This is a genomic window from Streptomyces sp. NPDC030838 (assembly GCF_055572035.1).
Genome location: NZ_JBVIED010000004.1, coordinates 1 through 21,100 on the forward strand (window position 1 = coordinate 1; position 21,100 = coordinate 21,100).

Genomic DNA, 21,100 nt, shown 5'->3' on the forward strand with positions numbered 1-21,100 from the left:
TGCGTTTCCGACTCTATCAGATCTTTTCTCGATCCGATTTCCTCGGTGCTTTCCAGGTTCCCGCTCTCGCGTTTCCCTTTCCGGCGGTTCCGACTCTATCAGATCCTTTCGGGCCTGACTCCCAGTCAGAGGGGGTTGTCTTCGCGGCTGTTGGGCCGTTCCGACGTCTCAAACTTTAGCGGATCCTCTCGGCGATTCCCAATCGGGCCGCCGAGTCCCGAATCGAATTGAATTCGGGCACGCCGAAATCAACCCCGTCGGGAGATCTTGCTGGTGGTTTGAGGTGCCGCTTTCGCGGCGGAAGGTGCCGTCGCAGAACCGTTCCGGCTCCGTGACAACCCGAAGAACTTTACGGATCGGGCAGGGGGGTGTCAAGTGGCCCCTGTCAAGATCTTTTATGTCCGCCGCAGCGGCCCGTCAGTCCAGGTCGGAGAGGCGGCCGCCGGCGTCGGGCTGGGCGTCCTCCACCCTGCGCAGCAGCCGGGTCAGGACCTCGCCGAGCGCCGTCCGCTCCGCGGGGGTGAGGTCCTGGAGCAGGTCCTCCTCGAAGACCGTGGCGAGGCGCATGGCCTCCAGCCACTTCTGACGTCCCTCGGGGGTCAGCTCGATGATCACCCGGACGCGGTTGTTCTCGTCCCGCTCCCGGGTGACCAGGCCCTCGGCGACCATGCGGTCGATCCGGTGGGTCATCGCGGCCGGCGTGAGGCCGAGGCGCTTGGCGAGGTCGCTGGGACCCATGCGGTAGGGGGCGCCGGACAGGACGAGGGCCTTGAGGACCTCCCAGTCGGTGTTGCTGATGCCGAGTGCGGCGGTCTGGCGGCCGTAGGCGACGTTCATACGGCGGTTCAGCCGGGACAGCGCCGAAACGATCTTCTCGACCTGGGGGTCGAGGTCCTGGAACTCGCGCTGGTACGCGGCGATCTGTTCTTCGAGTGTCGGCTCGGCGCCGATCGTGCCGGGGATGTCGCCCATGGCCGCAGTATCGCACGAGCCTGCTTTGCCTTGAAGTCCTTCGCTGTGTACTCTTTAGCCTCGAAGTTTAGTTTCTAAGTCTTCAGGTCTAACTAGTGAGAGAGGTGAACGTGACCAGGGCAATGGGCGCAGCGATGCGCCGGATCCACGTGGGCAACGCACTCAGCGCGTTCGGGCTCGGCTTCACCGTCCCCTACCTGTACGTCTATGTGGCGCAGGTGCGGGGGCTCGGTGCTGTGACGGCGGGGCTGGTCCTCGCCGTGTTCGCCGTGGCCGCGCTGATCGTGCTGCCGTTCGCCGGCCGGGCGATCGTGCGGCAGGGCCCGCTTCCGGTGCTCCAGACCGCCCTGGTCACGGCCGCCGTCGGTGCGCTGAGCCTCGGGCTCGCGGGCAGTGCGGTCACCGTGCTGCTGTCGGCGGCGCTGCTGGGGGCCGGGCAGGCGGTGATGCAGCCGGCGCTGGCCACGATGATCGTGGACTGCTCGTCCGCGGAGACGCGGTCGCGGGCGTTCGCGATGCAGTTCTTCCTGCAGAACCTGGGGCTCGGTGTCGGCGGTCTGATCGGCGGGCACCTCGTCGACACCACGCGGGTCTCCTCCTTCACGCTGCTGTTCTCGATCGAGGCGGCGATGTTCCTGCTGCTGGTCGTGGTGATGGCGACGGTGCGGATGCCGCACTCGCCGCGGATCGAGGGCGCGCCGGCGCGGTCGGCGAAGGGCAGCTGGAAGCAGCTGCTCGGGAACCGGGCGATGGTGCAGCTGTGCGTGCTCGGGTTCGTGCTGTTCTTCGCCTGCTACGGCCAGTTCGAGTCGGGGCTGAGCGCGTACGGCGTGGAGGCCGCCGGGATATCGACGTCCGCGCTGGGCACGGCACTCGCTGCGAACACCGGGATGATCGTGGTCGCGCAGTTCCTGGTGCTGCGGTTCGTCGAGCGGCGCCGACGGTCGCGGGTGATCGCGGCCGTGGGTCTGATCTGGGCCGTCGCCTGGCTCGCGGCCGGATACGCGGGGCTCGGCCACGGCAGCCAGGAGATGGCGACGGCCGCCTTCGTCTCGACGTACGCGCTGTTCGGGCTCGGTGAGGCGATGCTGTCGCCGACCGTGGCTCCGCTGGTCGCGGATCTGGCGCCCGAGGGCATGGCCGGGCAGTACAACTCGGCGTTCGCCCTGGTGAAGCAGCTGGCCCTGGCGGTCGGCCCGGCAGTGGGCGGCCCCATGGGAGCCTCCCTGCACGCGCCGTACATCGTGACCTTCCTGCTGTTCTCGCTGGGCATCAGCGTCCTGGCGATACGTCTGGGCCGACGCCTCACCGAGGTGCAGGACCAACCGTGGCAGGCCCGGAACCGGGTCGTCGCCCGGGGCGGCTCAACGCCGGAACCGGTGTCAACCGGGTGACTGCACCCACCTAGGGGCGCGGGGAACGGCGCGACCAGCCCCAACGAACCCGCACCCGCAAGACGGCTGAGCCACCCTTCACCCCTTCGGCAGCGCGAACTCGCACCACACGGCCTTCCCGCCGCCCGGCGTGCGTCGGCAGCCCCAGTTGGAGGCGATGGTCGCCACGATCGCGATCCCCCGCCCGGACTCGTCCCCGGGCTCCGCGCGCCGCCTCCGCGGAAGGTGATCGTCACCATCCGTCACCTCGATGATCAGGCGCCGGTCGGTCCGCCGCAGGCGCAACCGCATCGGCGGCGTGCCGTGCTGCAGGGAGTTCGCGACCAGCTCGCTCGCGGCCAGGACGCCCAGGTCGTGCAGGTCGGCCGGGAAGCGCCAGCTGGTGAGGACGCCGGAGGCGAAGGCACGCGCGCGGGGGGCCGCTTCCACGCCGCCGAGGAGTTCCAGGGCGGCGTTGCGGAAGAGCTCGGCGTCGGGGCCGGTGCGGGCCGGGTGCTGGAGGACGAGGACGGCGACGTCGTCGTCGTGGTCGGCGGTGACACCGGCGGAGCGGACCAGGCGGTCGCAGACGACCTGGGGGCTGCCGGTGGCGCCGGCCAGGGCGCGTTCCAGGGCGGCGATGCCCTCGTCCAGGTCCGCGTCGCGGCGTTCGACCAGGCCGTCGGTGTAGAGGACGGCCGTGGAGCCGGGGCCCAGGGCGATCGAGCCGGAGGCGTGCATCCAGCCGCCGGTGCCGAGCGGCGGGCCGGTGGGTTCGTCGGCGCGCTGGACGGTGCCGTTCTCGTCGCGGACCAGGATGGGCAGGTGGCCGGCGGAGGCGTACACCAGCCGTCCCTCGTTGGGGTCGTGGACGGCGTAGACACAGGTGGCGATCTGGTTGGCGTCGATCTCGGTGGCGAGGCCGTCGAGGAGCTGGAGGACCTCGTGCGGGGGCAGGTCCAGGCGGGCGTAGGCCCGTACCGCCGTGCGGAGCTGGCCCATGACGGCCGCCGCGCGGACGCCGCGGCCCATCACGTCGCCGATGACGAGGGCGGTGCGGCCGCCGCCGAGGGTGATCACGTCGTACCAGTCGCCGCCGACGGCCGCCTCGGTGCCGCCGGGGTGGTAGGTGGCGGCGATGCGCAGGTCGTCCGGCTGTTCGAGTTCCTGGGGGAGCAGGGAGCGCTGGAGGGTGACGGCGGTCTCGCGCTGGCGGCGTTCGCTGGCGCGCAGGCGTTCGGCCGCCTCGGCGTGGTCGGTGACGTCGGTGGCGAAGACGAGCACGCCGCCGCCGCTGTGGTCGCCCTCGCGGACGGCCGGGGTGCAGGTGAAGGTGTAGGAGCGGCCGTCCACGGCCTTGCGGGACTTCAGGGTGCGGGGCTTGCCGCTGCGCAGGACCTGGTCCAGGAGCGGCAGCAGGCCCAGTTCCTGGAGTTCGGGCAGGGCCTCGCGGGCGGGTTCGCCGGGCGGGCGGACGCCGAAGGCGGTGGTGTACGCCTCGTTGACGTACGCCAGCCGGTGGTCGGGGCCGTGGACGAGGGCGACCAGGGCGGGGACGCGGTCCAGGACCTCGCGCACCGGCAGTTCGTCGACGGCGGGGACCGGCGGCTCGTCGCTGAGGTGTTCGGCGCGGGCCGCGGGGACGGAGCCCTCGCCTCGGCTTTCTGCCCGCCGGTCCGGGGTGACCGCGGTTTCGGTCCGCGCTGCGGCGCGGCGCTGCGTTCCGGGGAGCCGGGCGCTCCAGCGCGTGAAGTTCACGAATCCTTGCCTCGTGTAGTCGTCGTCGGCCGGCTCCGGACCCGGCCCGGTCCTCCGGGGGCGGCGCGGTGGTGACCGCGGGGGGTCACCGCCCCTGGGAAGTGCAGCACTTGGGGAAGCCTCGTGGGTTCGGCGGGCAGGGCGGGCGGCGGCCCGCTCTGTCGGCGTGGACCAGTCTGGCAGTGTGGCCGACCGGACCGACATCCGTCAGACGCCCCGGTCGCCGTGGGAGTTCCTCGGTTCGGTCAGGACGACCCCTTCGGGTCGTAAGGAGGTTTTCCCCCGGCCGCGAGTTCGAACTCCGCTCGGGGATGTTCGAGTGAACCGAGCGAGACGATCTCCCGTTTGAAGAGGCCCGCGAGGGTCCATTCGGCGAGGATGCGGGCCTTGCGGTTGAAGGTGGGCACGCGGCTGAGGTGGTAGGCGCGGTGCATGAACCACGCGGGGTAGCCCTTCAGCTTGCGCCCGTAGACATGCGCGACGCCCTTGTGCAGGCCGAGGGAGGCGACGGAGCCGACGTACTTGTGGGTGTACGTCTCCAAGGCCTCGCCGCGCAGGGAGCGCACGATGTTGTCGGCGAGGACCCTGGCCTGGCGGACGGCGTGCTGCGCGTTGGGGGCGCACTCGGTGCCGGGTGCGCCGGCGGTGACGTCGGGGACGGCGGCGGCGTCGCCCGCGGCCCACGCGTGCGCGTGCCCCTCGACGGTCAGCTCGGCGGTGCACCTCAGCCGGCCGCGTTCGGTGCGGGGCAGGTCGGTGGCGGCGAGGATCGGGTGCGGTTTGACGCCGGCCGTCCAGACGACCGTACGGGTCGGGAACCGCTGTCCGTCGCTGAGCACGGCGACCCGGTCGGCGCAGGACTCCAGGCGGGTGCCGAGGAGGACCTGGATGTTGCGGCGGCGCAGTTCGGTGACCGCGTAGCGGCCCATCTCCTCGCCGACCTCGGGCAGGATGCGGTCCGAGGCCTCGACGAGGATCCACTTCATGTCCTCGGGCCGGATGTTGTGGTAGTACCGCGCGGCGTAGCGGGCCATGTCCTCCAGCTCGCCCAGCGCCTCCACGCCGGCGAAGCCGCCGCCGACGAAGACGAAGGTGAGGGCCGCGTCGCGGATCGCGGGGTCGCGGGTGGAGGAGGCGATGTCCATCTGTTCGAGGACGTGGTTGCGCAGCCCGATGGCCTCCTCGACGGCCTTGAAGCCGATGCCGTGGTCGGCGAGGCCGGGGACGGGGAGGGCGCGCGAGACGGAACCGGGGGCGAGGACCAGTTCGTCGTACGCCAGCTCCTCGGGGGGCGCGCCCCGTTCCTCGGTGGCGAGCGTGGCGAGGGTCGCGGTGCGCTCGGCGTGCCGGATGGACCGGGCCTCGCCGACGATGACGCGGCAGTGGGGCAGGACGCGGCGCAGCGGGACGACCACGTGGCGCGGGGAGATGGCACCGGCGCCCGCTTCGGGAAGGAACGGCTGGTACGTCATGTACGGGTCCGGGGTGACGACCGTGATCTCTGCCTCGCCCCGCTTCAGTTCCTGTTTCAGCTTCCGCTGGAGACGCAGGGCCGTGTACATCCCGACGTAGCCGCCGCCGACAACGAGAATGCGCGCACGTTCCTTCACCATCCCATGACGCACCCAGCGCCTGCGTTTGTCCACAGCCCCGGCAATTTGTGTGACCGCACGACCGACGTGCCCCGGGTTGGCCGAATTACCGGTGTGCGGGGAAGCCTCGCAGGTCAGGGGGCGTGAGCCGGGTGACATATGGGGGTGCAATCGGGACGTATACGACCCGTACTCCGATCGGGGGGCGCTCCGTGCGGAACCTGCCCCTTCTGAATTGACTGTCTCTCAACTATGTTCGTCTCTCGACGGGGTGTAGGGGGATGCCTCTCGGGTCTGCGACGGGCGGGCCCGGCGGGCGGCTCGACCGGCCGGCTCGATGGTTCGGGCGGTTTCCGTGCGCTCCGGCATCCAATGGCGGGGAGAGTCTCCGGGGGGAGACGTCATTACCGGGGGATTTCTTATGCACATTCAGGACTCTCGTTGGTCTTCCGCGTCGGCCATCGCATCCGGCGGCGCGGTGGGCGCGGCGGTGGGCAGCGGACGCGGGGACGGTGCGCGGACGACGCCGCTGCGTGTGGACGCACAGCGCAATCTGGAGCACGTACTGCGCGCGGCGCGCGAGGTGTTCGGCGAGCTGGGGTACGGCGCGCCGATGGAGGACGTGGCGCGCCGCGCCCGGGTCGGCGTCGGCACGGTGTACCGGCGCTTCCCGAGCAAGGACGTCCTGGTCCGGCGGATAGCCGAGGAGGAGACCTCCCGGCTGACCGACCAGGCGCGGGCGGCGCTCGGGCAGGAGGACGAGCCGTGGTCGGCGCTGTCCCGCTTCCTGCGGACGTCGGTGGCGTCGGGCGCGGGCCGGCTGCTGCCGCCGCAGGTCCTGCGGGTCGGCGTCGCCGAGGAAGGCGGCGTGGGGCCGGACGAGGCGCGGGTGCCGCAGCAGCGGATGCAGCCCGGCGGCGGTGAGCTGCGGCTGGTGCCGGAGCAGCCGGCCGTCGAGGACGACGCGGGGGCCGCGGCGCTGCTCGAGGTGGTGGGCCAGCTCGTGGAGCGGGCCCGCGCGGCGGGCGAGCTGCGGCCGGACGTGTCGGTCTCGGACGTGCTGCTGGTGATCGCGACGGCGGCGCCCTCGCTGCCGGACGCGGCGCAGCAGGCGGCGGCCTCGGCACGGCTGCTGGACATCCTGCTGGAAGGGCTGCGGTCGCGGCCGGCGTGAGGGTCGTTCCCGTGGGCGGCCGAGGAGGTCGGCCCGGGTGACTCCATGAGGTGACGGGGGCGTGGGTGCCGTGGTGCCCGCGCCCCTTCCCCGCGGGGCCGCGTCTGCTGACTCTTCCCCCGAGGGGTGACGGCTAGTACTGAGCTGCGGCAGGTGTCCACGGACGAGTGGATGAGGTGTCCTGCCGGGGAACGGCCGAAAACCGGTATGGCACTCTGACCCGGTGGTCGGGACTGGTTGGGCAGGCGGCGGGGGCTTTCCGCGATGAGCGTTGACGGGCGGGACGAGTCACTGGGCGACGACGACCCGCAGGCCGGTGGCCTGCTTCCACCCCAGGTGCCCAGCCAGGGCGGACGCGGCGGCCTTCCGCCGACGGGCCTCCCCCGCGAGGGTGCCGTACCGGCGCAGCGCGACCGGCGCGACGACAGCGGCATCCTGCCGCCGCCGCGCGATCTGCCGCCCTCCGACGCCGAGTTGATCGACCGCATGCGGTCCGGTGACGACACGGCGTACGAGGAGCTGTACCGGCGCCACGCGGACGCCGTCCGCCGCTACGCGCGCACCTGCTGCCGCGACGCCCACACCGCCGACGACCTCACCGCCGAAGTCTTCGCCCGGATGCTCCAGGCGGTGCGCGGCGGCTCCGGCCCCGAACACGCCGTCCGCGCCTATCTGCTGACCAGCGTCCGGCGCGTCGCCGCGAACTGGACCAACTCCGCCAAGCGGGAGCAGCTGGTCGACGACTTCGCGGTGTTCGCCGCGCAGTCCGCGCGGGTCTCCGTGGCGTCCGACACCGACACACTGGACCTGGGCGCCGACGTACGGGCGATGCACGAGGCCGAACAGTCGCTCGCCATGCGGGCCTTCCGCTCGCTGCCCGAGCGCTGGCAGGCCGTGCTGTGGCACACCGAGGTCGAGGACGAGTCGCCGAGCGAGGTCGCCACGCTCTTCGGACTCGACGCCAACGGCACCCGTGTGCTCGCCAGCAGGGCCCGCGAAGGCCTCAAGCAGGCCTATCTCCAGGCGCATGTCAGCACCACGCTCGCCGGCGACGAGGAGTGCGCCCGCTACGCCGACCAGCTCGGCACCTACGCCCGTCGCAAACTGCGCACCCGCGCGGAGCGGGGCCTGCGCAAGCACCTGGAGGAGTGCGCCAAGTGCCGGCTGGCCGCCAGCCAGATCGAGGAGGTCGCCGGCGGCATCCCGGCCGTCGTGCCGGTGGCCGTCATCGGCTGGTTCGGCGCCGCCGGGTACGCCAAGGCGGCCGGGCTCATCGCGGGCGGCGCCGGAGCCGGGGCCGCGGGTGCCGCGGGCGCGGCCGCCGCGGCCGGCGGCTCGTCCGGCGGGACGAGCGCGGGTGCGGGCGCCGGGGCGGGTGCCGGGAGCAGTGCGGCCGGCGGCTCGTCCGGCGGGGCGGGCGCCGGCGGTGGTGCGGCCGCCGAGGGGGTGGGCGCGCCGGTGAAGGCCGGTGTCGCGGCCGGAGTGGTCGCGGTGGCCGCCGCGGCCGTGGCGCTGGCGCTGGTGGGCGACGACACCACGCCCAGGAAGCCGGTGGCGAAGCCGCCCGTGTCCGCGCCGGCGCCCCAGCCGCAGCCGCCGTCCCCCACCCCGTCGCCGACACCGACGAAGCCCGCGCCGCGGCCCCCAGTGATCGCCGCGGCACCGAAGCCGACGCCGACCCCGACCCCGAGCCCCACACCGACACCGACCCCGACCCCCACGCCCGAGCCGACGCCGACGCCCACCCCGCCCCCGGCTCCCACGCCCACCCCCACCCCTACGCCTACGCCGACGCCCCCTCCCCCGCCCGCGCCGGTCGTCTACCAGTGGAGCGAGCTGGCGTACGACGTCAGCGGCGACGGCAGCGAGCCCGAGATGCGGATCTCCGAGAGCAGCTGGGTGTGGCAGCGACAGGGCCTGTCCGTGGGCGGGACGTCGTACGCGCACGGGGTCACCGTCCACGGCCGGTCCTCCGTCACGATCGACCTCAACCGTGAGTGCAGCGCCTATCAGGCGCTCGTCGGTGTCGACGACATGACGCTGAAGCTCGGCCAGGTGTACTTCTCCGTCTACGCCGACGGCGCCCGGCTGTGGAAGTCCGCCCTGATCAAGGGCGGTGACCCGGCGGTCCCGGTCCGGGTGAACCTGACCGGCCGGGAGACCGTGCGGCTGGTGGTCGAGCCGCACAACCACCTCGACAACGTGACGGTCGCGGACTGGGCGGAGTCGACGTTCACCTGCTCGTAGGGGGCCTCGACGGGGCGGACGCCCGGCCCGGTCGCGGCACCTCCTCGTGCAAGGCCCGCAGTTCCGGCAGGCCCCTCACGCCCGCCGCGCCGTAGCCCCCGCCCCCAGGGCCCCCCGCTGCGGAACGATGCCCGCCGGGACGGCACGTGCGCGTGCGGGGGTGCCGGTCCAGCAGGTGCCTCGGCGGGCGAGGAGGCGGCGGAGCCAGAGTTCCAGGGAGACGAGGTCGGCGAGGCCGTCGAGGGGCAGCGGCTCGCCCTCGGCGGCGCGGCGGAGGGCCTTGCGGACCACGCGGGCCTCGACCAGGCCCGCCTGGGCGAGCAGCGGGGTGTCGAAGAGAGCCATGAGGGAGTCGGCGGCGACCCGCAGTCCGGTGCGGGCGGCGGCGGCCGCCGGGGCGTGGGAGGGGGCGCCCCAGCCGGGCGGCAGCTCGGCGACCCCGGCGCCGGTCAGCACGGTGCGCAGGATCGCGGCGCGCGCGCCCGGCTGTACGCGCAGCGCCTCGGGCAGCCCGCGGCAGGCGCGCACGACCTGGTTGTCGAGGAACGGCGTGTGCAGGCGCTGGAAGCGGATCTCGGCGGCCTGCTCCAGGACGCGGACGTCGGCGGCGGTGCGCGCGAGGGCCGCCCGGGCGCGGAAGTCCCCGGGGCGCAGGCCGGGCCCGACGGCGGAGCGCTCGAGGACGCCCTGGAGGCGAACCGATACTTCGGCCAGCGCCTCGCCGGTCAGCCAGCGCGCCGCGGGGCCGGGTCTGGCCCAGGTGAGCGCGGCGAGGGAGGCCCCCGTGGCGCCTCCGGGCTCCTCGAAGCGGCGTTGCAGGAGCCGTTCGGCGAGGCCTTCCACGCCCGCGCGGTACGGCGTACGGGCCAGGCGGCGGGCCGCGGCGTACACGCGCGCGGGGACCAGCACCGAGCCGTCCGCCTTCGCCAGGGCGGCCACGGGGCGTACGAGGTGCCGGCGGCGGCGGTCCATCAGCAGGTCGGCGAGGCGCGCGGGGTGGGCGTCGAGGACCTGGCGGGCGCCGTAGCCGGTGAGGTGGTCCGCGCTGCCCGCGGCGAGCCGGGCGCGGTGCCGGGCGGCCGACACCAGGCTGGAGCTGGGCTCGTCGGTCAGCGGGCCGTCCAGTTCGGCGTACGGCAGGGTCTCCTCGCCGCCGGTCACCACCACGTGGTGCAGCCGGGGTCCCGCCGCGAGCGCCCCGGCCCGCTCCAGCTCGGCCTCCCGGCCGCCGACGGCCAGGTCGTTGAAGGTGACGGCGAGCAGCCGCTCCCCGGCGCCGGTGCCGTGCCCGAGGACCGTGCCGGGCATGCCGGGCAGGCCCGCCGCGAGCAGGGCCAGCGTCGCGGAGGCCGGTCCGCCGGACAGGTCCGCGCCGATGCCGGGGACGGGCATCCCGCGCGCGGCCCGCCGTTCCGCCGGGCCCATGCCGGGCACGGGGCCGGGGTCGATGTCGGCGCCGGGGACGTGCCGGGGGGCGGAGAGCCTGGCCCGCACCGCGTCCACCAGGGCGTCGCGGACGGCGTCCACCGCGCGGTCGGGATCGGCCGGGGGCGCGGCCACCGCGAGGGAGGCGACCGGCTCGTACCCGGCGATCTCACGGGCCCCGGCGCGCAGGATCAGCGCATGCCCCGGCGGAATGCGCCGCACGCCGTCGTACGGGGTGGACTCCTGCACCGCGGCCGGCACATCGGGGGCGGCCAGCAGCGCGGCGAGGTGGGCGAAGTCGAGGTTGGCCTCGATGAGGTCGGCGAGCGGCAGCGCGGCGGTGGCGTAGGCGGTGCCGCCGGCCCAGGGGGTGTGGAAGACGGGGCGGGCGCCCGCGAGGTCCCCGCAGACGGTGATGCGCCGCCCGACCTGGACGACCGCCGTGTAGCTGCCCGGCCAGGCGGTCAGATGCCGCAGGGCGCCGCCGCGCGCGGCGAAGAGCCCGACCCGCAGCTGCTCGTCGGTGGCGCCGCAGGTGCCGAGGACGGCGATACGGGTCTGCGGGTCGGCCGTCACCACCCGCACCTCGTCGGGGCGCCAGTCGCCGACCGCCCACAGCGGATCGGGGTCGCCCCACAGGAGCTGGGAGCCCACCGGGTGCAGGGTCTCGCCGTCGTATCCGGTCGCGCCGGCGGAGCCGATCCCGGCGGCGCCCGCGGCGGTGCTGCTCCAACCCACCAACCACCGCATCGACGCCTCCACAGGCTGTGGACAACCAGTGCACCGCAGGAACCGGTTCACCATGCTGCCACGAAGGACGCGCCGGGGAGCGTCGGCGGAGCCGCTTGCGATCCCTTGAATGCGCCCCGCGCGCCCTGGCATGCGCCCCAGGCAAAGGCCACGCTGACGCCAACACCCGCTCTGGACAGGGCGATTGGGAAATCGCGACGACGTGAATGCGCCCCCGATACGCCCCCCGAGAACCCCCAACGCGCCCTCAAATCACATGGTGGACGCAGGGATTGCCCCTCACCCAGGGGGTCGACTTTCGGCCATTCCAAGACCACGAAATTTTCCGGGCGCTCACGCCGTGCACGCTCCGTACAGGCTCTGCGCACCGCCGGACGGGCGCACGGCCCGGGAAACGGAGCTCGCCCCCCGGGCCGGACCGCCGCCCGCGGGGATGTGAGGCGGCGGTGTCCCCCAGCCCACTGGTCAGTACAGCGGGCCGACCCACGCAGGAGCCATGGAACCGCTCCCGAGATGGCCGGAGAAGAGCGCACGGACGGGCGCACGGCCACACACCGGGAGCACGCCGCAACGGTGCGTACAGGGCCCGTACTCCCGTACGGACCACAATCCCGCCATCCGGAACAATGCCCCTTAACGCTTGGGATGCGGCGAACTACGCTGGGTTTACGAATGCCGCGTGGTTATGCCATCGCGGCAGCCGTCTGTGTCGAGGGGTGGCGCATGTCCAGGGAGCAACGCGGGCCGAACGAAAAGCTCGGCGCCGTTCTCGCCCTCGCGGGAATCAGCAACGCGGGACTCGCACGACGCGTCAACGACCTCGGCGCGCAGCGCGGGTTGACGCTTCGGTACGACAAGACGTCGGTGGCCCGCTGGGTGTCGAAGGGCATGGTCCCGCAGGGTGCCGCGCCGCACCTCATCGCGGCCGCCATCGGCCAGAAGCTCGGCCGTCCGGTGCCGCTGCACGAGATCGGCCTGGCGGACGCGGACCCCGCGCCGGAGGTCGGCCTCGCCTTCCCCCGGGACGTCGGCCAGGCGGTGAAGTCGGCGACCGAGCTGTACCGCCTCGACCTCGCCGGGCGCCGGGCCGGCTCCGGCGGCATCTGGCAGTCGCTGGCCGGATCGTTCGCGGTGAGCGCGTACGCCACGCCCGCCTCACGGTGGCTGATAACCCCGGCCGACAGCTCGGTGGCGCGGGAGGCGAGCTCCGGGGAGGGCTCCGGCGCACCGATCAAAGTCGGCCACAGCGATGTGCAGAAGCTGCGCGAGGCCGCCGAGGACGCCCGGCGCTGGGACTCCAAGTACGGCGGCGGCGACTGGCGTTCGTCCATGGTCCCCGAGTGTTTACGGGTCGAGGCCGCCCCCCTCCTCCTGGGCTCCTACTCCGACGAGGTCGGCCGCGCCCTGTTCGGCGCCAGCGCCGAACTCACCCGCCTCGCGGGCTGGATGGCCTTCGACACCGGCCAGCAGGAGGCCGCCCAGCGCTACTACATCCAGGCCCTGCGCCTGGCCCGCGCGGCGGCGGACGTCCCCCTGGGGGGCTACGTCCTGGCGTCGATGTCGTTGCAGGCCACCTACCGCGGCTTCGGCGACGAGGGCGTCGACCTCGCCCAGGCCGCCCTGGAACGCAACCGCGGCCTGGCCACGGCCCGCACCATGAGCTTCTTCCGCCTCGTCGAGGCACGCGCGCACGCCCGCGCGGGAGACGCCCAGGCGGCCGGCGCGTCCCTGAAGGCGGCCGAGAGCTGGCTGGAGCGAGCCCGCCCCGGCGACCACGACCCGTCCTGGCTCGCCTTCTACTCCTACGACCGCTTCGCCGCCGACGCGGCCGAGTGCTACCGCGATCTGAAGGCCCCCCGCCAGGTCCGCCGCTTCACGGAACAGGCCCTCTCGCAGCCCACCGAGGAGTTCGTGCGCTCCCACGGACTGCGGCTGATCGTCGGCGCCGTCGCCGAACTGGAGTCCGGCAATCTGGACGCGGCGTGCGCGCAGGGCGTCCGGGCGGTGGAGGTCGCCGGGCGGATATCGTCCGCGCGCACCACGGAGTACGTGAAGGACCTGCTGCACCGGCTGGAGCCGTACGGCGACGAGCCGCGCGTCGTGGAGCTGCGCGAGCGCGCCCGCCCGCTGCTCATGGCCCCGGCGTGATCCCGGCACCTCCCGGGTTTGAGGGCATTGTCAGTGGCGCAGTGCACTATCGAAGCCGGGAGGTGGAGCAGGTGCGGAAGATCGCCTACGACTGTGACGTGCTGGTGATCGGCGGCGGGATCGTCGGCCTGTCGACGGCGTACGCGATCACACGCAAGGCGCCGGGCACGCAGGTCATGGTGCTGGAGAAGGAAGCGGGCCCGGCCCGGCACCAGACGGGGCGCAACAGCGGCGTCATCCACAGCGGCATCTACTACCGCCCCGGTTCCCTCAAGGCGCGGTACGCGGTCCGCGGCGCCGCCGAGCTGGTCAAGTTCTGCGCCGAGTACGACATCCCGCACGCCGTCACCGGCAAGCTGATCGTCGCCACCGACCGCGCCGAGCTGCCCCGCCTGCACGCCCTCGTCCAGCGCGGCCGGGAGAACGGCATTCCGGTCCGGGAGCTGGGCCCGGCGCAGATCGCGGAGTACGAGCCGGAGGTGCGCGGCCTGGCCGCCATACACGTCGGGACGACCGGCATCTGCGACTTCGTCGGCGTCGCCCGCCGGCTGGCCGCCGCGTCCGGGGCGGAGATCCGGTACGGGGCGGAGGTCGTACGGGTGGACCGGCGCCCGGAGCTGGGCGTGGCCGTGGAGACGGCCGACGGGGCGGTGGTGCGGGCGCGGGTGCTGGTGAACTGCGCCGGGCTGTACTGCGACGAGATCGCACGTCTGGCGGGGGACGATCCGGAGATGCGGATCATCCCCTTCCGAGGGGAGTACTACGACCTGCGGCGGCCCGAGCTGGTGCGCGGGCTGGTCTATCCCGTCCCCGACCCGGCGTTCCCCTTCCTCGGCGTCCATCTCACCCGGGGCATCGAGGGCACCGTCCACATCGGGCCGAACGCGGTGCCCGCGCTGGCCCGCGAGGGGTACGGCTGGGGGGTCGTCCGGCCGCGCGAGGTCGGCTCCACCCTCGCCTGGCCCGGCGCGTGGCAGCTGGCGCGGCGGCACTGGCGGTACGGGGCGGGGGAGCTGCGGCGGTCGGCGTCCAAGGCGGCGTTCACCGAGGCGGTGCGAAGGCTGCTGCCGGCGGTCACCGAGGCGGACCTGCTGCCGGCGGCGTCCGGGGTGCGGGCGCAGGCTGTGCTGCGGGATGGGACGTTGGTGGACGACTTCCTGATCCGGGAGGCCCCCCGCACGGTGCACGTCCTCAACGCGCCGTCGCCCGCGGCGACGGCCTCCCTCCCCATCGGCCGAGAGGTCGCACGCAGGGCGCTGGCAGCACTGGAGCAGACCTGAGCGGGCACTCTCGCCGGCCACCCCACCCCGTAAACTCGATCCCACTGTGTCTGACTCCCTGAACGCCGCCCCCGCGCCCAACCACCACCCCCGCCGCCCCAAAGGCGCCCCCCGGTTCCCCGAAGGGCCGCAGGCCGATCCCGCCGGTTCGCACTTCGAGCGGCGGATCCGGAGTTTTCAGCCGCGGCGGAGCCGGGTGACCGCGGGGCAGGCGGACGCGCTCGAGCGGTTGTGGCCGAAGTGGGGGTTCGACATCGACGGCGGGCGGGTGATCGACCTCGTCGAGCTGTTCGGGAACGACAACCCCGTCGTCCTGGAGATCGGCTTCGGCATGGGAGAGGCCACCGCGCAGATGGCCGCCGCCGACCCCGGCACCAACATCCTCGCGGTCGATGTGCACACTCCGGGCCAGGGGAACCTGCTCAACCTCGCCGACCGCAACGGCCTGACCAACATCCGCGTGGGCAACGGCGACGCCATCATCCTGCTCCGCGAGATGCTGGCCCCGGACTCGCTGGACGGCCTGCGGGTCTACTTCCCGGACCCCTGGCCCAAGAAGCGCCACCACAAGCGGCGGCTGATCCAGCCGGAGTTCCTGAGCCTCGCCGCGACCCGGCTGAAGCCCGGCGCGATCGTGCACTGCGCCACCGACTGGGAGCCGTACGCGGAGCAGATGCTCGAGGTGCTCACCGCACACCCGGACTTCGAGAACACCCAGGCCGACGGAGGTTTCGCGCCCCGCCCGGAGTTCCGTCCGCTGACCCGTTTCGAGGGCCAGGGACTGGACAAGGGTCATGTCGTGAACGACCTGCTCTTCCGCCGCGTACCACACGTAACGTCAGCTCAGCCCCCCGCCGACGCCTGATCCACCGCGGGCGGCTCCGTCCCTCGTTAGGGTCAATGCCGTGGCCAGCAGTCACCCGTATCCCGCGCCGTACCCCACGCCCCCCGGCTTCCCCGCCCCCGGGGCACCCCGGCACGCGCACTGGTGGCAACGCGCCTGGGTGCGCTACGGCGCGCTCGTCACCCTGCTCGCCCTGTCCGGTCTCGTCATCCTGGCGCTGGTGCGCGAGGAGACCGGCACCGAGGGCTTCCTGGTCGGGCTGGGCCTGGCGGTCCTGCCCGTGCCGCTCCTCATAGCGGCGTTCCGCTGGCTGGACCGGGTCGAACCGGGCCCCTGGCGGAACCTGCTGTTCGCGTTCGCCTGGGGCGCCTGCGCGGCGGCGCTGATCGCCATCGTCGCCAACAGCTTCGCCACGAAATGGATCGCGACGGCCACCGCCGACCCGGCCGGCGCGGACACCCTCGGCGCGACCGTGATAGCGCCGGTCGTGGAGGAGTCCGCGAAGGCCGCCGCGATCCTGCTGCTCTTCCTGTTCCGCAGGCGCGACTTCACCGGGATCGTCGACGGCGTCGTCATAGCCGGGGTGACCGCGACCGGCTTCGCGTTCACCGAGAACATCCTCTACCTCGGCACCGCCTTCGGCACCGACCAGCTCACCGGCGGCCGCGGCATCGCCTCCGTCACCGCCGCCACCTTCTTCGTGCGCATCGTGATGTCCCCGTTCGCGCACCCCCTGTTCACCGTCCTCACCGGCATCGGCTTCGGCATCGCCGCGCTGTCCGGGGACCGCCAGCGGCTGCGCCGGGTGCTGCTGCCGCCGGCCGGGCTGCTGCTCGCGATGGGCATGCACGCGCTGTGGAACGGCTCCGCGAGCTTCGGCGGCTACGCGTTCCTCGCGGTGTACGCCGCGTTCATGGTGCCCGCGTTCGGGCTGCTGACCTGGATGGCGATCTGGACCCGGCAGCGGGAGCTGCGCACCGTGCGCGAGGAGCTGCCCGCGTATGTGGTCGCGGGCTGGCTGGGCCCGGCGGAGCCGTTCGCGCTCGGCTCGATGCGGGCGCGCCGGCTGGCCCGCGAGTACGCCGGGCACCACCTGGGCAAACCGGCGTCCCGCGCGGTCGCCGAGTACGAGGCGTACGCGACGTCGCTGGCATTCCTGCGGCACCGCGGGCGGCGGGGCAGGGCGGGCGCGGACTTCGTCGTACGGGAGCGGGAACTGCTGCACGAGCTGTGGCGCCGCCGCGAGGTGGCCCGCCCGGCTCTGGAGTACGCGGCCCGGGTGACGGCCCCGCCGGTGCCGGTGATGGTGCCGTGGCCCATGCACACCCCGGCGGCGCCGTACCCGGCCTACCGGTACGCGGCACATCCGAGCCCGGCACACCCGAACCCGGCACACCCGAACCCGGCGTACAACCCGTACCGGACCTAGGCGGAAGCCGTACCGGACCTTAGGCCGAAGCCGTACCGGACCTTCAGGCGGAAGCCTCCCCCAGCCGCGCCAGCTCCTCCTCCCTGAGCCGCAGTTCCGCGACCCCCACGAGCGCCCCCAGCTGCTCCACGGTCCGCGCGGACGCGATCGGCGCGACCACGGTCGGCTGTGCGGCGAGCCACGCGAGGGCGACCGTCGCGACCGGGACGTCGTGCGCGGCGGCGATGTCGTCGAGCGCGCCGAGCACCCGCCGCCCCCGCTCGCTCTCCAGATGCTTGCCCGCACCGGCCGCCCGGGCGCTCTCCACCGTCGTACCGGGCCGGTACTTGCCGGTCAGGAACCCGGAGGCCAGCGCGTAGTACGGCACCGCGGCGAGGCCGTACCGCGCGGCGACATCCTGGAGATCGCCCTCGTACGTCTCCCGGGACACCAGGTTGTAGTGCGGCTGAAGGGCGACGTACCGCGCCAGCCCCTCCCGGTCGGAGAACTCCAGCGACGCCCGCAGCCGCTCGGGGGAGATGTTCGACGCGGCGATGTGCCGCACCTTGCCCGCCTTCACCAGCTCGTCGAGCGCGCCGATGATCTCCTCGACCGGCACCTCGGGCTGGTCGAAGTGGGTGTAGTAGAGGTCGATGTGGTCGGTGCCGAGACGGCGCAGGGAGGCGTCGGCGGCGGCCTTGATGTTCGCGGCGCTCAGCCCCTGGTACTCGGGGTGCTGGCTGACCTTGGTCGCCACGACCACCTCGGAGCGGTTCCCGCGGGTCTTGAGCCACTGTCCGATGATGGTCTCGGACTCGCCGCCGGAGTTGCCCTCGACCCACGCCGAGTAGACGTCGGCGGTGTCGATGAAGTTGCCGCCCGCGGCGGCGTAGGCGTCGAGGACGGCGAAGGACTGGTCCTGGTCGGCGGTCCAGCCGAAGACGTTCCCGCCGAGGGAGAGCGGGAAGACCTCGAGGTCGGAGGAACCGAGTTTGCGCAGAGAAGTCATGCTCAGCGTCAACACACCCTCCGGAACGCCCTATTCCGTGAACCGGCAGCCCTGACGTCGGGGGGTTGCCGTCAGGACCGCCGGGGATCGGGGAGAGCCGGGCTCAGCCGGGCGTCAGGGCGTGAGGCCCTTGCTCCGCAGCCAGCTCAGCGGGTCCAGCGCGCCGCCGTCGCCGGTGTGCACCTCCAGGTGCAGATGCGCCCCGGTCACATTGCCGGTCGCGCCCACGCGCCCGATGACGTCCCCGGTGTTGACCTTCTGGCCCACGCTGACGTTGATCGACGACTGGTGGGCGTAGAGGATCTCGGTGCCGTCGTTCAGGGTGAGAACGGTCCGGTAGCCGTACGCGCCGCCCCAGCCGGCCTCGGTGATGGTGCCGGAGTGCACCGCCTTGATGAGGGTGCCGGTGGGCGCGGCGAAGTCCAGGCCGGTGTGGTAGCCGGAGGACCACAGGGCGCCGGCCTGCCCGTAGGTGGAGGTGATGGTGTACGAGGAGGTCGGCAGCGTGAACTGCTTGGCCAGCTCGGCCAGCCGCTCGGCCTCGGCCTTCCTGCGGGCCTCCTCCTCCGCCTCCTTCTTCGCGGCGGCGGCCTTGGCCTCGGCCTCCTTCTCCGCCTTGGCGGCGGCCTCCGCGGCCTCCTTCTCGGCGGCGGCCAGCGCCTCCGCGGCGGCCTTGGACTCGGCCTGGTCCTGCTGCTGCTCGGCCTGCGCCATGATGCGGGCGCGCAGCGCCTCGCCGGCGTCGGTGGTGCCCTGCGCGGTGTCGGTGGCGGTGACGCCGAGGCTGCTGAGCGGGGTGGCGGTGGTCTCGGCGGTGTCGGTGTCGTCGGAGATCAGCGAGCCGACGTTCGGCAGGTCGGGCATCGAGATGGACACCGGCGGCTTGCCGGTCTGCGCGGTGGCCATGCCGCCCGCGCCGACGGCGGCTATGACACCGACGCCCAGGACGGTGGAGCTGCGGGCGAGTCCGCCGCCGCGCTGCTTGGTGACACGATGCCGGCCGCGTACGGGGCGAATGGATTCCGCGGTGGGGTTCCACTCCTCCCACGGGCCCTCGTCGGTGCGCTGATCGCCGTACACGAAGGTGTCGGCGGGGTCGGCGGTGCGCTGGCCGGGCACGAACGGGGCCCCGGGGGCAGGCCGGTTGGACGCCACGTGGGCGTACTCCTTTCCTTCCTTCTCGCCTACCGGGTTAGCTGACGGGTTCGGAGCAGGAAGGTCTCCTACGCGCGTAAATCAGCCGTGCCGCACACGACTTTCAGCCGTGCGGACCCGACCCCTTACGCCCGATTCACCCCAAGGTGGTGGTTCCCCGGTTCCCTACGGGATTCGGCGCGTGCGCACGGAGCCGCCTCTTGTGACGGCTGGGACGACCGCGCTGCGTTATCGGACGTTAATAGAACCGGGGGGTGATTTCCAAGCGGTTCCGCTTGATCATTACGGTCACCCGGGTGGACGTACACCTCATGAGCGGCGAAAATCGGGCGAGTTGACCCGCACTCAGAAACACTTCAGCAGCGTCCCGGTTTTTGATGGTGACTCAGATGTTATGCGGAGTGGGGTCGCCCACTTACTCCCCGTGACGTCTCCGCGCACAGATGCGCTTCGAGGACGGAAAAGCACTCAGGGCCGGAATCCATCTCCATGGATTCCGGCCCTGAGCCTTCAGTAGCGGGGACAGGATTTGAACCTGCGACCTCTGGGTTATGAGCCCAGCGAGCTACCGAGCTGCTCCACCCCGCGTCGGTGATTCCAGTGTACGCCATGCGCGGGACGCTTCGCGCCAGGGTTTGTCTCCGCCTCGCCGATCAGCCGGCGCTGAGTTCCGTGAGGTCGGCCAGCGGCAGGGTGTGCTGGGTCTGAAGGACCTTGGCGCGCAGGTAGCGGACGTTGTGGGCGGTGGTGAAGACACCGGTCGGGACACGGTCACGGACGCCGACACCCAGAGCGCGCAGCTGCTCGGCCTTGTCCGGGTTGTTGGAGAGCAGGTCCAGCTCGGTGACGCCGAGGGCGGTGAGCATCTGGGCGGCGGCCGTGTAGTCGCGGGCGTCCTCGGGAAGGCCGAGGGCCAGGTTGGCCTCGTAGGTGTCGAGCCCCTGGTCCTGGAGGGCGTACGCGTCGAGCTTGTTGTACAGCCCGATGCCGCGGCCCTCCTGCCGGAGGTACAGCAGAACGCCGCCGCGCTCGGCGATCCGCTCGACCGCCTCGCGCAGCTGCGGGCCGCAGTCGCAGCGGGCGGAGCCGAAGACGTCGCCGGTCAGGCACTCGGAGTGGAGCCGGACGAGCGGGGTCCGCCCGAGGGCCGGGTCGCCGAGGACGACGGCGAGGTGCTCCCGGCCGTCGGCGAGGCCGTGGAAGGTGACGAGTTCGGCGTCGACGCGGTAGCCGTCGTGGAAGTGCAGGGGGACCCGGACGCGGGCACGGGGGGTGGCGGCGGGGATGTCGGACATACGGTTCTCCGGCTCGGGTCGCTGCTTCAGTTTTGAAGCAGGTCTCACGTCCGGGAGACTAGCCCATGCTTGAAACTTAAAGCAATGCGCTTGTGGCCCACCTCATGAACAGGAGTCCCGCGAGGACCGCCGTAGCCAGGGCACGTCACCCTGGAGCGCCCCGGTCACCTTCGTGAAGATCTCCTCCAGCTGCGCCACCTGCTCCGCGCCGAGGTGATCGAAGAGCGCGGCACGGACGGTCCCGACATGCCCGGGCGCCGCCCGCTCCACCACGGCCATCCCCTCGTCCGTCAGCGCGGCCACGCTGCCCCGCCCGTCCGTCGGGCACACCTCCCGCCGCACCAGCCCGTCCTTCTCCAGCCGCCCCACGGCATACGTCAGCCGACTCCGCGTGATCGCCAACCGCTCGGCGAGATCGGTCATGCGCAGCCGACGCTCGGGAGCCTCGGAGAGGACGGCCAGGATGGAGTAGTAAAGGTGCGGCATGCCGGCCTCCTGCTGGAGCTGCCGGTCGAGCGCGTCCTCCAGCAGATGGGCGGCGGCGATGTACGCGCGCCAGGCGCGCTGCTCGTCAGGGGTGAGCCAGCGGGTCGTCATGCCGCCAGTGTAGGTTTGCTTAAAACTTGAACCAGGATCCGCCGTCCCCGCCGTCTCCCAGATGGGTGCGCCG

Annotated in this window: 15 protein-coding genes, 1 tRNA gene and 1 riboswitch; of the genes, 7 read left to right on the forward strand and 9 right to left on the reverse strand. The window is 72.8% G+C overall.

Annotated features, from left to right (window positions below; all coding sequences use genetic code 11):
• Positions 1–417: 417 nt before the first annotated feature.
• On the reverse strand, positions 418–972 hold the full coding sequence (locus tag ACZ42A_RS13190) for a MarR family winged helix-turn-helix transcriptional regulator (RefSeq protein WP_468527295.1): 555 nt from the start codon (positions 970–972) through the stop codon (positions 418–420).
• Between the two features lie 134 nt (positions 973–1,106).
• On the opposite strand from ACZ42A_RS13190, the gene ACZ42A_RS13195 reads away from it, so the two are divergent.
• On the forward strand, positions 1,107–2,366 hold the full coding sequence (locus ACZ42A_RS13195) for an MFS transporter (RefSeq protein WP_468527676.1): 1,260 nt from the start codon (positions 1,107–1,109) through the stop codon (positions 2,364–2,366).
• Positions 2,367–2,444: 78 nt separating this feature from the next.
• Here ACZ42A_RS13195 and ACZ42A_RS13200 read toward each other — a convergent pair whose 3' ends face one another.
• Positions 2,445–4,103 carry an ATP-binding SpoIIE family protein phosphatase gene (locus tag ACZ42A_RS13200; protein ID WP_468527296.1) on the reverse strand — a complete coding sequence of 553 codons (1,659 nt, stop codon included), beginning with the start codon at positions 4,101–4,103 and terminating at the stop codon, positions 2,445–2,447.
• 245 nt (positions 4,104–4,348) lie between these two features.
• On the reverse strand, positions 4,349–5,716 hold the full coding sequence (locus tag ACZ42A_RS13205) for an NAD(P)/FAD-dependent oxidoreductase (protein ID WP_468527297.1): 1,368 nt from the start codon (positions 5,714–5,716) through the stop codon (positions 4,349–4,351).
• 400 nt (positions 5,717–6,116) lie between these two features.
• Between ACZ42A_RS13205 and ACZ42A_RS13210 the strand changes: the two genes are divergently transcribed.
• A complete protein-coding gene (locus tag ACZ42A_RS13210; protein ID WP_468527298.1) occupies positions 6,117–6,869 on the forward strand; it encodes a TetR/AcrR family transcriptional regulator in 753 nt (250 codons plus the stop codon).
• 264 nt (positions 6,870–7,133) lie between these two features.
• A complete protein-coding gene (locus ACZ42A_RS13215) occupies positions 7,134–9,116 on the forward strand; it encodes a sigma-70 family RNA polymerase sigma factor (RefSeq protein ID WP_468527299.1) in 1,983 nt (660 codons plus the stop codon).
• Positions 9,117–9,191: 75 nt separating this feature from the next.
• Here ACZ42A_RS13215 and ACZ42A_RS13220 read toward each other — a convergent pair whose 3' ends face one another.
• A complete protein-coding gene (locus ACZ42A_RS13220; RefSeq protein ID WP_468527300.1) occupies positions 9,192–11,291 on the reverse strand; it encodes an asparagine synthase-related protein in 2,100 nt (699 codons plus the stop codon).
• A 723-nt stretch (positions 11,292–12,014) separates the two neighbouring features.
• On the opposite strand from ACZ42A_RS13220, the gene ACZ42A_RS13225 reads away from it, so the two are divergent.
• From ACZ42A_RS13225 to ACZ42A_RS13240, 4 genes are read left to right on the forward strand one after another with little or no spacing between them, the layout of a single operon-like run.
• On the forward strand, positions 12,015–13,439 hold the full coding sequence (locus tag ACZ42A_RS13225; RefSeq protein WP_468527301.1) for an MFS transporter: 1,425 nt from the start codon (positions 12,015–12,017) through the stop codon (positions 13,437–13,439).
• 41 nt (positions 13,440–13,480) lie between these two features.
• Positions 13,481–14,719, forward strand: a complete 1,239-nt coding sequence (gene lhgO / locus ACZ42A_RS13230) for an L-2-hydroxyglutarate oxidase (RefSeq protein WP_468527302.1) — start codon at positions 13,481–13,483, stop codon at positions 14,717–14,719.
• A 46-nt stretch (positions 14,720–14,765) separates the two neighbouring features.
• The gene (gene trmB, locus ACZ42A_RS13235; RefSeq protein ID WP_468527303.1) at positions 14,766–15,584 is read left to right on the forward strand and encodes a tRNA (guanosine(46)-N7)-methyltransferase TrmB; all 819 of its coding nucleotides are present in this window, start codon (positions 14,766–14,768) and stop codon (positions 15,582–15,584) included.
• A gap of 40 nt (positions 15,585–15,624) precedes the next feature.
• Positions 15,625–16,992 (forward strand): PrsW family intramembrane metalloprotease, encoded by a 1,368-nt coding sequence (locus tag ACZ42A_RS13240; RefSeq protein WP_468527304.1) that lies wholly within the window; start codon positions 15,625–15,627, stop codon positions 16,990–16,992.
• A 43-nt stretch (positions 16,993–17,035) separates the two neighbouring features.
• Here ACZ42A_RS13240 and ACZ42A_RS13245 read toward each other — a convergent pair whose 3' ends face one another.
• From ACZ42A_RS13245 to ACZ42A_RS13265, 5 genes are all read right to left on the reverse strand, one after another.
• Positions 17,036–17,980 carry an aldo/keto reductase gene (locus tag ACZ42A_RS13245; RefSeq protein WP_468527305.1) on the reverse strand — a complete coding sequence of 315 codons (945 nt, stop codon included), beginning with the start codon at positions 17,978–17,980 and terminating at the stop codon, positions 17,036–17,038.
• Between the two features lie 114 nt (positions 17,981–18,094).
• The gene (locus tag ACZ42A_RS13250) at positions 18,095–19,135 is read right to left on the reverse strand and encodes a M23 family metallopeptidase (protein WP_468527306.1); all 1,041 of its coding nucleotides are present in this window, start codon (positions 19,133–19,135) and stop codon (positions 18,095–18,097) included.
• An 11-nt stretch (positions 19,136–19,146) separates the two neighbouring features.
• Positions 19,147–19,325, reverse strand: a riboswitch (cyclic di-AMP (ydaO/yuaA leader).
• A gap of 324 nt (positions 19,326–19,649) precedes the next feature.
• A tRNA-Met gene (locus tag ACZ42A_RS13255) sits at positions 19,650–19,723 on the reverse strand.
• Between the two features lie 65 nt (positions 19,724–19,788).
• Positions 19,789–20,430 (reverse strand): GTP cyclohydrolase II, encoded by a 642-nt coding sequence (locus ACZ42A_RS13260; RefSeq protein WP_468527307.1) that lies wholly within the window; start codon positions 20,428–20,430, stop codon positions 19,789–19,791.
• Positions 20,431–20,532: 102 nt separating this feature from the next.
• Complete coding sequence (locus tag ACZ42A_RS13265) at positions 20,533–21,027, reverse strand: MarR family winged helix-turn-helix transcriptional regulator (protein WP_468527308.1); 495 nt, start codon at positions 21,025–21,027, stop codon at positions 20,533–20,535.
• Positions 21,028–21,100: the final 73 nt, after the last annotated feature.